Source organism: Streptomyces adustus, from assembly GCF_009377175.1.
Classification (GTDB): Bacteria; Actinomycetota; Actinomycetes; order Streptomycetales; family Streptomycetaceae; genus Streptomyces; species Streptomyces adustus.
Genome location: NZ_VJZD01000246.1, coordinates 1 through 13,675 on the forward strand (window position 1 = coordinate 1; position 13,675 = coordinate 13,675).

Sequence of the window (13,675 nt, forward strand, 5' to 3'; positions counted from 1 at the left end):
GTGCGGCCCGCCCCGGGGTACCTCACCCGGCGTCGACGCTGCCGCCGCCCGTACCACGCAAGGGCACGTCGACCGGGCCCGCCGCCCCGCCTCCGATCCGGCCGTGCGCGAGCGCCGGGCCGCCGCCTCCTACAACCGCCCGATGTCCCAGTGAGGCATCTTCGGCGCGCGCCGCGCAGGAGTCCTCCCGCCCAGCAGGATCAGCCGCGCCGCCCGATGCCGCTGCCCCGCGTACGGCTCCAGCAGCTTCAGCATCACCGCGTCGTCCGCGTGCCGATCCCCGGCGAGCGCCCAGCCCACGATCCCCGGCAGATGCAGATCCCCCACGGTCACCGCGTCCGGCGCCCCATGGCTGCGCTGCACGGTCTCCGCCGAAGTCCACGGCCCGATCCCCGGTACGAGCTCCAGCCGTGCCTGGGCGTCCCGGGGCTGCATCCCCACCGCCTCCTCCAGCCGCGCCGCGACCCGCACGGCCCGCAGCACGGTCGACGCCCGCTTGTCGTCCACTCCGGCGCGGTGCCACTCCCAGGACGGGACGAGCGCCCACGTCCGTGGCGCGGGCATCACCCACATCCGCCCGTCCACGGGACCCGGCGCCGGCTCCCCGAACTTGCGCACCAGCAGCCGCCACGCCCGGTACGCCTCGTCGGTCGTGACCTTCTGCTCCAGGATCGACGGGAGCAACGACTCCAGTACCAGCCCGGTGCGGGTCAGCCGCAGCCCGGGCCGCCGATGCCGGGCGACGGCGACCAGCCGGTGCCGCGGCTCGAAGGCGGCGGGATCGTCCGCGGCGCCGAGCAGCTCCGGCAGCCGGTCCAGCAGCCACTCCGCCCCCGGCCCCCACGCCTCGCCGCGCACCTCGGCGCCGCGCACGGCGACCCGCAGCGTCCCGGGCCCGGCAGGCGTCAGACTGGCCCGCCACACGGACCCGTCCGGTGTCGTACGGAAGGTGGGATCCGCCGGGCCGCGCCGCAGCGGCCCCAGCACCAGCCCCAGATCGAGCGGCCCGTCCGGCACCCAGGTGCGCACCCGCCCCGGCGCGGGGGCCGGCCGCGGCACGCTCCCGGGCACCGCGACCTGCCCGCCGCGCACGGTCATGGGGGCCCCTCCCACGCCGTCAGGGCTGTGGGGGAGCGCGGGGCGTGGAGCGAATCGTCCTGCCACGGATGAGGTCCCAGGGTTGCCGGAGGTGTGCATGGAGCGCGGTGGCGTCGTACGGGAGCCGGTGGCGCCGTACGAGAGCCGGGGTGTCCTACGAGGGTAGGCGCTGGGGCACCCTCGTCACCGCACCTCGACGAAGGCCTCCGCGGTCCGCTCCGGCCGGGGCCTCGGCAGCTCCGCCGGATGACCGATGGCGACCGCCCCCATCGGATCCCAGTGCGCCGGCAGGTCCAGCACCTCGCGCACCACGTCCCGGCAGAACATCGTCGACGACACCCACGCGGACCCGAGCCGCTCCCCGGCCAGCGCGACCAGGAAGTTCTGCACCCCGGCCCCGGTCGCGACCACGAACATCTCCCGCTCGGCCCCGTCGCGGCGCGCGTCCCCGTAGGTGTGCGACCCGTCCATGACCAGACACGGCACGGCGAGGTAGGGCGCGGCGCGCAGCACCTCGCCGCGCCGCACCCGCTTGGCGATGGACTCCTCGCTCTTGCCGTCCCGCCGCAGGTCGGCGATCCAGGCGTCCCGCATGGCGTCCAGCAGCCCGGTCCGCGACCGCTCGGACTCCAGCAGCACGAACCGCCACGGCGTGGTGTGGTGCGGTGCGGGTGCCGTCACGGCCGCGGCCACCGCCCGCCGTACGGCGCCCGGGTCGACCGGCTCGTCCGTGAAGGCCCGTACCGTACGCCGCTGGGTCACCGCCTCGCGGACCGCCTCCGAGGTCCCGAGCCGGAACATGTCGTCGCGCGCGTCGCGCACCAGGGCCCGGGCCCCCTGGGCGTCGCCCGGGGCCAGCACGTGCGAGAGCCCGCGCGCCACGGCGACCGGCAGTCCCGCAACCTTGCCCTTCACCAGGTCACCGGCGGCGGCCAGTTCGTCCGCCGTCGCCACGACCGTGGCGCTGAGCGGATTGCCGTGCCCGTCCGTGCCGCCGCGCAGATCGTCGAGGACGCGCACCCCGGCGGCGCCGATGGCGACGTCCGTGAGCCCCGCGCGCCAGGGGCGCCCGAAGGTGTCCGTGATCACGACGCCGACCTCGACACCGAGGATGTGGCGCAGCCCGTCCCGTATCGACCGGGCCGAGGCGTCCGGGTCCTCGGGCAGCAACAGGACCGTCCCCGCTGGGGTGTTGGAGGCGTCGACCCCCGCGGCCGCCATCACCAGACCCTGCCGGTTCTCCACGATCCGCAGCGCGCCGCGGCGCGCCACGACCCGTACGGTCTCGGCGTCGATCGCGGCCTCCCGGTCGCCCGCCTCGACGACACGGCCCTCCGCCTTGGACACGATCTTCGAGGTGACGAGGAGCACATCCCCGTCGGCGAGCCCCGGTTCCGCCGCGGCGATCAGCTTGGCGAGGTCGTCGCCCGCGGCCACCTCGGGGATGCCGGGCACGGCCCAGACCCGGAAGCCGTCGGCGGCCGCGGCGGGGCCCTCGGCAGTCGCGGCGGGGGCCTCGGCGGAGAAGTCGCTCACGCCCCCCGCACCTCCTCCGCCAGGTCCAGCGCCTCCCGGGCCATCTGCGCGGTCGCATCGAGGCCGGTCATCATCAGGGGCACGGCGCGGCAGCGGATGCCGGCCGCCCGGACCCGCTCCACCACGCCCGCGTCCACGGTGTCGACGAGCCAGCCGTCGAGGAGACCCGAACCGTAGTGCTCGGCCACCGCGGCGGCCGTGGACTCCACGCCGACCGCGGCGAGCACCTTGTCGGCCATGCCGCGCACGGGCGCGTCCCCGACGATGGGGGACAGGCCCACCACCGGCACCCCCGCGTCGGCGATCGCCTCCCGGATGCCGGGCACCGCGAGGATGGTGCCGATCGAGACGACCGGGTTGGACGGCGGGAACAGGACGACGTCCGCCTGCGCGATCGCCTCCAGCACCCCGGGCGCGGGCTTCGCCTGCTCCGCGCCGACCGGCACGACCGCCTCCGCGGGCACCGAGGCCCGCAACCGCACCCAGTACTCCTGGAAATGGACGGCCCTGCGCTCGCCCGCGCCCGCGGCGCCGTCGGCCTCGGGCAGGGTGACGGCCACATGCGTCTCGACGCGGTCGTCCGTCATCGGGATCAGCCGCACGCCCGGCTTCCAGCGGTCGCAGAGCGCCGCCGTCACCGCGCTGAGCGGGTATCCGGCGCCGATCATCTGGGTCCGCACGATGTGCGTGGCGAAGTCCCGGTCGCCCAGCCCGAACCACTCCGGCCCGACGCCGTACGCCGCGAGCTCCTCCTTCAGGTGGAACGTCTCGTCGGCCCGCCCCCAGCCCTGCTCCTCGTTGATGCCGCCGCCGAGCGTGTACATCACCGTGTCGAGGTCCGGGCAGACCTTCAGCCCGAACAGGTGGATGTCGTCCCCGGTGTTGCCGATGACCGTGATGTCCGCGTCCGGCGCGGCCTGCTTCAGACCACGCAGGAAACGGGCACCGCCGATGCCGCCTGCCAGAACCACAATGCGCATGAGGCCAAGTCTCGCAGGCCGCAACGGCAACATGACAGGCGGTTGTGGACAACCCGCGCACTGTGGACGGACGTCGGCCAGCGGGCGCCCCCCACGACGTCCCGCCCGCCGCGTCCGTCAGGCCGGTGCGGCTGTCACGCGCGTACGGCGTCCAGTTGATCGCGCGTCGCCTGCGCCGAGCACCGCGCGGTGTGCATCGGCATCTCGGTCAGGCCCGGGAAGTAGACGTGCAGGCTGACCGCGGGCTCCAGCGTGTCGTTCACCACTTCGTGCGCGTACCCCGGCGCGAACACCCGCTCGCGGTTGCGCCCGTCGCCCGCACCCAACGTGCGCGTGCCGCGCTCGGTGCGCTCGGTGAGCGTGCCCTCCAGGACGGTCATCACACCGGAGGAGGGGCCGTGGTCGTGCAGTCCGCTGCCCTGCCCGGGGACCCAGGACAGCAGCCACACCTCGTAGCCGGGGCCGGTGCGCAGCCGGTGGTACCAGCGCGTGGTGGCGTCGTACCGGACGAGGTGGGACCACTGGGCGCGGTCGGCGGCGATGGAGCGGGCGAGCCCGACGAAGTCGGCCACGGTGGCCGGGTGTTCGCGCGGCGGCTGGAGGAGGTGCGGGACTTCGAGGATGTCGCCCGCGATCTGGAGGTCGCTGTCGCTGTTCATGGGTGCGGTGGTTCCTCGGCGGAGAGTGGGGGGTGCTGGCTGGGTGTCGCGTGCCGTCCGCCCGGATCACGGGCGACAGAAGTGCCCTGGTGCGGGCAGGGGAACAAGCAGCCGAGTCACGGTGGACTCAGTGGCAACCGGAGCGCGATGGGCTCAACAGCTGCAACAGCAACAGCTACAGCGAGCGCGGGCAGCACCGTGGGACCCGGCGGTGCGGGTCGAGGTGAGGGCCGAGTTCGCGAGCATGCCCACTAGGACAGCGGTTCACACCTTCACTGTCAACCCGACGCCCGGTATGTGGGACATGTTTCACCTCATCCGGTTCATCTCTCGGGTGAAAGGTTTGTTCATACGCCCACCCGGACACAAGGCGCACAACCGGGCGCGCCGGCCTCGTCGCGCGCGTCGGAACGAGATCGAACATCTCGGCGTCCTTCTTCGTACAGGGTCCTGTGCCGGACCGGGAGGTCCGTGCGGGGCTCGTCTGCGGGTCAAGGTTTATGGCGATTTGAACACTTTCCGCGCGACCTTGGTTCCGCAGAGTGAATAAGGGGCCCAATAGCAGATCTCGGCTTGACTCGCCCGGATCAGCACACTTGTAATTTCACTCGTGTCGTTCAGCCGTGAACGGTGACGGACACGACACGGGGACGCGAAAGACAGACGAGGGGCGCACATGACCGAGCTGGTGCAGCAACTGCTGGTCGACGACGCGGACGAGGAACTCGGCTGGCAGGAGCGCGCGCTGTGCGCCCAGACCGACCCCGAGTCCTTCTTCCCCGAGAAGGGCGGCTCCACCCGCGAGGCCAAGAAGGTCTGCCTCGCCTGCGAGGTCCGTTCCGAGTGCCTCGAGTACGCCCTCGCCAACGACGAGCGGTTCGGCATCTGGGGCGGTCTGTCCGAGCGTGAGCGCCGCCGCCTGAAGAAGGCCGCCGTCTGAGTCCGACTTGGCTCACTACGGCCCGGTACGGCCCTGCGCCTCGTGCGGTTCATCGAGGTCGTAGCCCGGAGAACAGAGGACAAGCGAGTACATAGGTAGCGAAGGGCCCGTCGCGGGTGGGTTGTCCACAGGCGGCGGGCCGCTGTGCTGCCCAGCCGATAGTGTGGTCGCCAGTCCGAGACGCACCGCTGTCCCCCGTGGGCACAGGCGTCCACCGCAGTCCACCGAACCGGGGCCCGTACCTCGATGTCCGTGCACAGCCACACGGCAGCTCAACAAGACGCTGCCACCCCTGAGTTCCCGCGCCACGTCGTGACGGCGGTCCTCGTCGCGCACGACGGTGCCCGCTGGCTGCCCGACGCGCTCGCCGGGCTGCTCGGCCAGGAGCGCCCCGTGCAGTACGCGGTGGCGGCCGACACCGGCAGCGCGGACGAGTCCGCCCTGCTGGTCGGCGACGCCCTCGGCGACGACCGCGTGCTGCACCTCGCCCGGCGCACCGGCTTCGGCCAGGCCGTCGAGGAGGCCAACCGCGCGGCCCCCGTCCTCACCCCGGACGAGCTGCCGTACCTCAAGCGCCCCAGCGGCTGGGACCCCGTCACGCGCAGCTGGCGCGACGACAACTACGACCTGCCGGAGCTCCCCCACGGAGAGCCCGTCCAGTGGCTGTGGCTGCTGCACGACGACTGCGCCCCCGAACCCGACGCCCTGGCCCAGCTGCTGCGCGTCGTGGAGAACGAGCTCGAACTGGGGCGCGACGACGTGGCCGTCGTCGGCCCCAAGCTGCGCGGCTGGTACGACCGCCGGCAGCTCCTGGAGGTCGGCGTCACCATCGCCCACTCCGGTCGCCGCTGGACCGGCCTGGACCGTCGGGAACAGGACCAGGGACAGCACGACCACATCCAGCCGGTGCTGTCCGTCTCCACCGCGGGCATGCTGATCCGGCGCGACGTCTTCGAGGAGCTCGGCGGCTTCGACCGCCGGCTGCCCCTGATGCGTGACGACGTCGACCTGTGCTGGCGGGCCAACGCCGCCGGTCATCGCGTCCTCGTCGCCCCGGAGGCGGTCGTCCGGCACGCCGAGGCGGCCTCCCGCGAGCGCCGCGCCGTCGACTGCGCGGGCCGCACCACGGCCTCCCCGCACAAGGTCGACAAGGCGGGTGCCGTCTACACCCTGCTCGTCAACACGCGTACCGCCGTGCTGCCCTGGGTGCTGCTGCGGCTCGTCGTCGGCACGCTCCTGCGCACCGTCGCCTACCTCGTCGGCAAGGTGCCCGGCCAGGCCGTCGACGAGATCCGCGGCCTCCTCGGCACCCTGCTGCGGCCCGAGCGGATCATCGCCGGGCGGCGCAGGCGCGGCCGCCCGCTGGTCGACAAGGGCGAACTGCGGCCGCTGTTCCCGCCGCCCGGCGCGACCGTACGGGCCACCGTGGAACAGGCCGCGGGCAACTTCTTCAGCGGCTCCGACCCCGACGCCGTCTCCGGCGCGGGACGGCACGGCGGGGCCGTCGAGTCCGGCCCCGGCGGCGACGACGCCGACTTCCTGGAGATCGAGCAGTTCGCCCGGCTCAAGCGCATCGCCCGCAAGCCCGGCCCGGTGCTCTTCCTGGTGCTGCTGCTCGTCTCCCTGGTCGCCTGCCGCGGGCTCCTCGGCTCCGGCGCGCTCGCGGGCGGCGCCCTGCTGCCCGCCCCGGCCGACGCGAGCGACCTGTGGTCGCGCTATCTGGACGCCTGGCATCCGGTGGGCGCGGGCGGCACCCCGTCCGCACCGCCGTACCTGGCGATCGTGGCGACGCTCTCCTCGCTCCTGCTCGGTTCGACCGGACTCGCCGTCACCGTCCTGCTGGTCTGCTCGGTGCCGCTGGCCGGCTTCACCGCCTACTTCGCCTCCCGCCCGCTCGTCGAGTCGAGCCTCCTGCGCGCCTGGGCGGCCGTCGTCTACGCCTTCCTGCCCGCCGCCACCGGCGCGCTCGCGGGCGGCCGCATCGGCACCGCCGTCCTGGCCGTGCTGCTGCCGCTCATCGCCCGCGCGGGCGTCGCGGCCGGCGGCCTGGCGAGCGCCTCCGGAGCTCGCGGCAGCTGGCGCGCGACCTGGGCGTACGCACTGCTGCTGACGATCACCACCGCGTTCACCCCGATCGTGTGGCCGATCGCGCTGGTCCTCGGCGTCGCGGTGCTGGTGGTGCGCCGCGGCGACCTCCCGGCCCACGCCCTGCGCCTCCTGGTCCAGCTGGGCACGCCCCTGCTGGTCCTCGCCCCCTGGTCGCTGTCCCTGCTGCCGTTCGGCTTCTTCCAGGAGGCCGGACTCGACTACGGCCCCTCGGCCGCCTCCGCCCTCGACCTGCTCGGCGCCAGCCCGGGCGGTCCCGGCACGGTCGACGGGCTGATGCTCATCGGCATCGTGCTGGCGGCACTGGCCGCCCTGGTCCGCTCCGAGCGCCGGTCCGGCATCTGGAAGGCCTGGGCCGTCGCCCTGGTGGGCCTCGTCTTCGCGGTCCTGTCCAACGGCTCCACCTGGGCCGGCCCGGCCACCCTCGTCTACGGACTCGCCCTGCTGTCGGCCGCGGTGCTCGGCGCGGACGGAGCACGCGCGCGGGTGGCCGAGCTGAGCTTCGGCTGGCGCCAGCCGGTGGCCGCGCTGATCGTCTTCGCCTCGGCCGCGGGCCCGCTGCTCGTCGCCGTCGGCTGGATGCTCGGCGGCGCCGACGGCCCGCTGGAGCGACGCGACCCGGTGCAGGTACCCGCGTTCGTCGCCGAGGAGGGCGGCACCCGTGACCAGGCTCGCACCCTGGTCCTCGACAGCGACACCACGGCCCGCGTCGGCTATGTGCTGGTCCGCGGTTCCGGCGCCCGCCTCGGCGACGCCGAACTCGCCGCGGCCCAGGGCGAGAACGACAGGCTCGACAAGGTCGTCGCCAACCTCGTCGCCGGCTCCGGCGCCGACCAGGCCGACCAGCTCGGCGGCTTCGCCGTGCGCTACGTCCTCGTCCACAAGGGCGCGCCCCGCCAGGTCACCCGCGTCCTGGACGCCACCCCCGGCCTGTCCCGGCTCAGCGAGCAGAACGGCAGCGCGCTGTGGCGGGTCGACCAGGAGGTCTCCCGCGCCGCCGTCGTCACCAAGTCCGGCTCGGGCACCCCGACGCCGGTCGCCGCCGGACCGGTCGAGATCCACACCACCCTGCCGTCCGGCTCCGACGGCCGGGTCCTGCGGCTGGCCGACACCGCGGCCGAGGGCTGGACCGCCACCCTGGACGGCAGGCCGCTCACCCGCACCACCGTCGACGGCTGGGCCCAGGGCTTCGAACTCCCCGCCTCCGGCGGGAAGCTCGACGTCACCTACGACGACCCGATCACCCACACCGCCTGGATGTGGGCCCAGGGCGCCCTGGCCGTCGTGCTCGTCGTGCTGGCCCTGCCGGGCCGCCGCCGGGACATCGACGACGACCTTCCCGAGGAGCCGTCGTTCGCCGCCGAGGCGGCCTCCGGCGAGGGCCGCCGCGCCCGTCGGCTGCGCGCCCAGGCCGAGGCCGAGGCCGACGGCGAACCCGACGCCGAGGCCGGCGAGTTCGGCGAGGAGGACGGCTTCCCGGCCCCCGGGCAGGAGGAGACCCCCGTCGTGGTCCCCCGGCAGCAGTCGTACGACATGGGGGCCGACCAGGACGAGCACCACCAGGCCTGGGAGGGCGAGTCGGCGGGCTACCAGGACGCCGAGTACGACCCCTACGCCGACGAACGGCAGTACGAGGGCGCCCAGCAGTACCAGGCGACCCCGTACGACCCGACGTACCAGGCCGATCCCTACCAGGCCGACCCGTACCAGGGCGGCCAGGGCGGCCAGTACGACCCGTACGCCTACGGCGGCGGTCAGGCCCGGCAGGCGTCGTACGACCAGGGGTACGACGAGACGTACGAGCAGGCGTACGACCCGACGTATCAGCCGGGCTACGACATGACGTACGACCCGACGCAGCCGCACGGCAACGGCAGTGAGCGCCCCGACGGGAGTCAGCAGTGAACCGCACCACCCTGTCCCTGATCGCCGGGACGGCCGCCCTCGCCGCCGTCACCGGGTTCGCCGCGCTCAACCCGCCGGACGCCGTCGGCGCGGACACCGCCAAGGCGGCCGCCCAGCAGCCCGTGGAGCGCACCAGCCTGCTCTGCCCGGCGCCCAGCACCTCCGACATCGCCGACACGTCGTACACGTCCTTCACGCCCGTCACGAAGGGCACCGGGAGCAGCGGCAAGGCCGAACTCCTGTCCGCCACGCAGGAGTCGGCCGACGGCACCGGCAGCGCCAAGAGCGACGGCAAGGACGCCAAGGCCGGCGGCAAGAGCGACAGCAAGGACGGCAAGAGCGACGGGAAGAAGGCCGCCAAGCCCGTCCTGACGCCCAAGGAGCCCGGCACGCCTGCCGTCGGGGACACCTCCGGCGGCGACTCGCCGGGGCTCCTCGGCACCGCCGAGGGGAAGTTCGCGCCCGGCTGGACGGTCCAGGAGACCACTCAGGTCGCCGTCGGCAGCGGTCGCGGCCTGTTGGGCGTCAGCTGCACGCCCCCGGACACCGAGTTCTGGTTCCCCGGCGTCAGCACCCTCGCCGACCGCACCGACTACCTCCACATGACCAACCCCGACGACTCCGCCGCCGTCGTCGACATCGGGCTCTACGGCAAGGACGGCGTCCTGGAGTCGACCGTCGCGGACGGCATCACCGTCCAGCCGCACTCCAGCGAACCGATCCTGCTGTCCACCCTCACCGGCGAGAAGCAGGACGGCCTGACCGTGCACGTGACCGTCCGCAGCGGGCGGATCGGCGCCGCCGTGCAGGCCCTGGACGACAAGCTCGGCGGCGACTGGCTGGCCGCGGCCGCAGACCCGGCGGACAGCCTCGTCATGCCCGGCATCCCCAAGGACGCCACCGACGTGAGCCTGGTCGTCTTCACTCCCGGGGACGCCGACGCCGACCTGAAGGTGCGGTTGGCCTCGCCCTCCGGCCTGATCACCCCCGCCGGTCACGAGACGCTGCACGTGAAGTCCCGTATGACGACGACCCTCGACCTCGCCGATGTCACGCGCGGCGAGGCGGGCTCGCTGGTCCTGACGCCGACGGGCCAGTCCGTACCGGTCGTCGCCGCGCTGCGGGTCGTCCGTGGCAAGGGCAGCGCGCAGGAGACGGCGTTCATCCCCGCCACGAGCCCGGTCGGCACGCGCGCGACGGCCGCCGACAACAGCGCCAAGGGCACCACCCTGTCCCTGACCGCCCCCCAGGGCACCGCCCAGGTCAAGGTCACGGCGTCCGCGGGCAGCGACGGCGGCACCGCGCAGAGCAAGACGTACACCATCAAGAGCGGCACGACCCAGGACGTCGAGCTTCCGGTCCCGAGCGGCCTGAAGGGCACCTACGCGCTGACCGTCGAGCCGGTGTCGGGCGGCCCGGTCTACGCGGCCCGCATGCTCGCGGTGACGAAGGAAGACGTCTCGGGCTTCACGGTGCAGACCCTGCCGGACGACCGGGGGACGGTGGCCGTGCCCGAGGCGGACCAGGACCTGTCGGTGCTCCAGCAGTAGCGCGGCGCGAAGCGGCGGCCCCGGCGCGGCCGGCCGGGTTCCGGCCGGCGTTCCGGTCCGCCGGGGTTCCGGCCGACCCGTCGATGTTCCGGCCGGGCCGCTGGTCCGCCGGGGTTCCGGCCGGGCCGTGCGGGCGGCTCAGTCCTCCCCGTACCGCGGATCCACCGTCTCCGGCGTCAGCCCCAGCAGCTCGGCGACCTGCTCGACGACGACCTCGTGCACCAGTGCCGCCCGCTCGTCGCGCCCCTTCGTGCGGATCTCGACCGGACGCCGGTACACCACGACCCGGGCCGGCCGGCCCTCGCGCGCGGGAATCGTCCCGCCCAGCGGTACCGCCTCGTCGTTCCAGGGTTCGCCCGGCCCGTCCAGCCGAGGCACCTCCAGCACGAGGAAGTCGATGTCCGCGAGCTGGGGCCAGCGTCGCTCCAGGCGCTCCACCGAGTCCTGCACCAGATCCGCGAAGACCTCGGCCCGGCTCGCGGCGAGCGGCACCTGCGGCGGCGCGATCGGGCCGCGGATGCCACGCCCGTGGCGATCACGGCGGCGCGGCCCGGGGCCGCCGGCGGGGGGCGGTACGGCGTTGTCCATCACCGCAGAAGCGTAGACCCCGCGGGGACCGCCCGCCCGACCCCCACGTGACATCCGGCCCAACTGCGTGGCGTGTTTCGAGATGACCGTTCCAGCCAAGGTCCGGCTCGTTTCCGTACCCCTTCGAGACCGCCGTTCTCAAGACAATTGACGGTGTTTGTACTGAGTCGTGACCGGATGCGGGCCCTCCCGAAGCCCCTGAAACAGGGGTCGACGCAGGTCGGCAGGGGGTGTCCGGAGGGGCGCGGGGAGCGTTTCACGACACGACACGGTGGGGTGACCTGGGGGAGAGTCGTCGCGGCCCGCTCAAGAGTGCGGTACCGTCCAACGTCGTGAGCCCTGTACGTCGCTGTTCGCGCACCGCCTGCGGCCGACCCGCCGTTGCGACGCTGACGTACGTCTACGCCGACTCGACCGCGGTCCTCGGCCCGCTCGCCACCTACGCCGAACCCCACTGCTACGACCTGTGCGCCGAGCACTCCGAGCGCCTCACCGCACCGCGCGGCTGGGAGGTCGTCCGGCTTCTGGACGCCTCGGCTCCCGCCCGGCCCAGCGGCGACGACCTGGAAGCGCTCGCCAACGCGGTGCGCGAGGCGGCCCGCCCCCAGGAGCGGGCGGCCGGCGGCGGCGGAGCCCGTGCGGCCGACCCGATGGAGGTCGCGCGCCGCGGCCATCTGCGGGTGCTGCGCTCGCCGGACAACTGACCCACCCGGACCGGACCCCGTCCTGACCTGACGTCATCTGACCTGACGTTACGGCCGGAGGTCCACTTCGCGTCCACTGTGCGTCCACGCCGTGCGCCGTCGGCCCGTGCGGGTAGTTTGGGGCGACCGACAGGACTTTCAGAAGGGTTGGCCGTGGCTGCTGATCTGTCACAGATCGTGAAGGCGTACGACGTGCGCGGGGTGGTCCCGGACCAGTGGGACGAGACGCTGGCCGAGCTGTTCGGGGCCGCCTTCGTCCAGGTGACCGGCGCGGACGCGATCGTGACCGGCCACGACATGCGGCCGTCGTCGCCCGGCCTGTCCGGTGCCTTCGCGCGGGGCGCGGCGGCCCGTGGCGCCGACGTCACCGAGATCGGTCTCTGCTCGACGGACCAGCTGTACTACGCGTCGGGCTCGCTCGGCCTTCCGGGCGCGATGTTCACGGCGTCGCACAATCCGGCCCGCTACAACGGCATCAAGATGTGCCGCGCGGGCGCGGCGCCCGTCGGCCAGGACACCGGGCTGACGGAGATCCGCGAACTGGCCGAGCGCTGGTCGGGGTCGGGCGCCCCCGCGCCGGCCGCCACGCCGGGAACCGTCACCCGGCGCGAGACGCTGGAGGATTACGCGGCCCACCTGCGCTCCCTCGTCGACCTGACCTCGATCCGCCCTCTGAAGGTCGTCGTCGACGCGGGCAACGGCATGGGCGGCCACACCGTTCCCACGGTCCTCGCGGGCCTGCCCCTGACCGTCGTCCCCATGTACTTCGAACTGGACGGCTCCTTCCCCAACCACGAAGCGAACCCGCTGGACCCGGCGAACATCGTGGACCTCCAGAAGCGGGTGCGCGAGGAGGGCGCCGACCTCGGCCTCGCCTTCGACGGGGACGCGGATCGCTGCTTCGTGGTCGACGAGCACGGCGACCCCGTCTCGCCGTCCGCGATCACCGCACTGGTGGCCGCGCGCGAGCTGGCCAGGAACGGCGGCAGGGGCGTCGTCATCCACAACCTCATCACGTCCTGGACGGTCCCCGAGGTGGTGAAGGAGAACGGCGGCACCCCGGTCCGCACCCGAGTCGGCCACTCGTTCATCAAGGCCGAGATGGCGAACTCGGGTGCGATCTTCGGCGGCGAGCACTCCGCCCACTACTACTTCAAGGACTTCTGGAACGCCGACACCGGCATGCTGGCCGCCCTGCACGTCCTGGCGGCCCTCGGCGGCCAGGAAGGCCCCCTGTCGGGCCTGGTGGCGCAGTACGACCGCTACACGGGCTCCGGCGAGATCAACTCCACCGTCGCCGACCAGGCCGACCGCATCGCCGCGATCCGGGCGGCGTACGGCAGCCGCGAGGACGTCACCCTCGACGAGCTGGACGGCCTGACCGTGAGCACCGCCGACTGGTGGTTCAACGTCCGCCCCTCCAACACCGAACCGCTGCTGCGCCTCAACGCCGAGGCACGGGACGCGGCGACGATGGCGACGGTGCGCGACGAGATCCTGGCGATCATCCGCGCCTGACCGCCACACGCACACCACGGAGCGGCGGGGCGAGCGACGGCCGGCCCCCCACGGCACCCCACGCCTGTTACAGTCCCGCCGCCCCGTGGTG

The 13,675-nt window shown here is 73.7% G+C and carries 10 protein-coding genes; 5 read left to right on the top strand and 5 right to left on the bottom strand.

The annotated features are described in order from the left end of the window. Positions 1-129: 129 nt before the first annotated feature. The 4 genes from FNH09_RS37655 to FNH09_RS37670 form a co-directional block, all read right to left on the bottom strand. Positions 130-1,164 carry a DNA-3-methyladenine glycosylase family protein gene (locus tag FNH09_RS37655; protein ID WP_420802824.1) on the bottom strand — a complete coding sequence of 345 codons (1,035 nt, stop codon included), beginning with the start codon at positions 1,162-1,164 and terminating at the stop codon, positions 130-132. A 117-nt stretch (positions 1,165-1,281) separates the two neighbouring features. Then, positions 1,282-2,634 carry a coenzyme F420-0:L-glutamate ligase gene (locus FNH09_RS37660; RefSeq protein ID WP_162469700.1) on the bottom strand — a complete coding sequence of 451 codons (1,353 nt, stop codon included), beginning with the start codon at positions 2,632-2,634 and terminating at the stop codon, positions 1,282-1,284. Further along, complete coding sequence (gene cofD, locus FNH09_RS37665; RefSeq protein ID WP_152894373.1) at positions 2,631-3,614, bottom strand: 2-phospho-L-lactate transferase; 984 nt, start codon at positions 3,612-3,614, stop codon at positions 2,631-2,633. Before cofD ends, FNH09_RS37660 begins: the two co-directional genes overlap by 4 nt. A 134-nt stretch (positions 3,615-3,748) precedes the next feature. Further along, positions 3,749-4,273: a cysteine dioxygenase gene (locus FNH09_RS37670; RefSeq protein WP_152894374.1), complete on the bottom strand. Its 525-nt coding sequence runs from the start codon at positions 4,271-4,273 to the stop codon at positions 3,749-3,751. 676 nt (positions 4,274-4,949) lie between these two features. Between FNH09_RS37670 and FNH09_RS37685 the strand changes: the two genes are divergently transcribed. The 3 genes from FNH09_RS37685 to FNH09_RS37695 all read left to right on the top strand — a co-directional run bounded on the left by FNH09_RS37685 (position 4,950) and on the right by FNH09_RS37695 (position 10,774). Next, positions 4,950-5,213, top strand: a complete 264-nt coding sequence (locus FNH09_RS37685; protein WP_003975777.1) for a WhiB family transcriptional regulator — start codon at positions 4,950-4,952, stop codon at positions 5,211-5,213. A gap of 246 nt (positions 5,214-5,459) precedes the next feature. Next, a complete protein-coding gene (locus FNH09_RS37690) occupies positions 5,460-9,224 on the top strand; it encodes a glycosyltransferase (protein WP_152894376.1) in 3,765 nt (1,254 codons plus the stop codon). Then, complete coding sequence (locus tag FNH09_RS37695) at positions 9,221-10,774, top strand: DUF5719 family protein (protein WP_162469701.1); 1,554 nt, start codon at positions 9,221-9,223, stop codon at positions 10,772-10,774. The genes FNH09_RS37690 and FNH09_RS37695 overlap by 4 nt, the downstream gene beginning before the upstream one ends. A gap of 138 nt (positions 10,775-10,912) precedes the next feature. Here the strand turns inward: FNH09_RS37695 and FNH09_RS37700 are convergent, their stop codons facing one another. Next, positions 10,913-11,362, bottom strand: coding sequence for a metallopeptidase family protein (locus FNH09_RS37700; protein ID WP_152894380.1), 450 nt, complete (start codon positions 11,360-11,362; stop codon positions 10,913-10,915). A gap of 281 nt (positions 11,363-11,643) precedes the next feature. Between FNH09_RS37700 and FNH09_RS37705 the strand changes: the two genes are divergently transcribed. Both FNH09_RS37705 and FNH09_RS37710 read left to right on the top strand, forming a co-directional pair. Next, complete coding sequence (locus FNH09_RS37705) at positions 11,644-12,066, top strand: DUF3499 domain-containing protein (RefSeq protein ID WP_152894381.1); 423 nt, start codon at positions 11,644-11,646, stop codon at positions 12,064-12,066. A 153-nt stretch (positions 12,067-12,219) separates the two neighbouring features. Then, entirely contained in the window at positions 12,220-13,584 is a 1,365-nt protein-coding gene (locus FNH09_RS37710; RefSeq protein WP_162469702.1) for a phosphomannomutase/phosphoglucomutase, read from the top strand. Positions 13,585-13,675: the final 91 nt, after the last annotated feature.

Bases quoted from the DNA above. Each gene is read 5' to 3' on its own strand.
- cofD (WP_152894373.1), bottom strand. From the start codon at position 3,614: ATGCGCATTGTGGTTCTGGCAGGCGGCATCGGCGGTGCCCGTTTCCTG.
- FNH09_RS37670 (WP_152894374.1), bottom strand. From the start codon at position 4,273: ATGAACAGCGACAGCGACCTCCAGATCGCGGGCGACATCCTCGAAGTC.
- FNH09_RS37685 (WP_003975777.1), top strand. From the start codon at position 4,950: ATGACCGAGCTGGTGCAGCAACTGCTGGTCGACGACGCGGACGAGGAA.
- FNH09_RS37690 (WP_152894376.1), top strand. From the start codon at position 5,460: ATGTCCGTGCACAGCCACACGGCAGCTCAACAAGACGCTGCCACCCCT.
- FNH09_RS37700 (WP_152894380.1), bottom strand. From the start codon at position 11,362: ATGGACAACGCCGTACCGCCCCCCGCCGGCGGCCCCGGGCCGCGCCGC.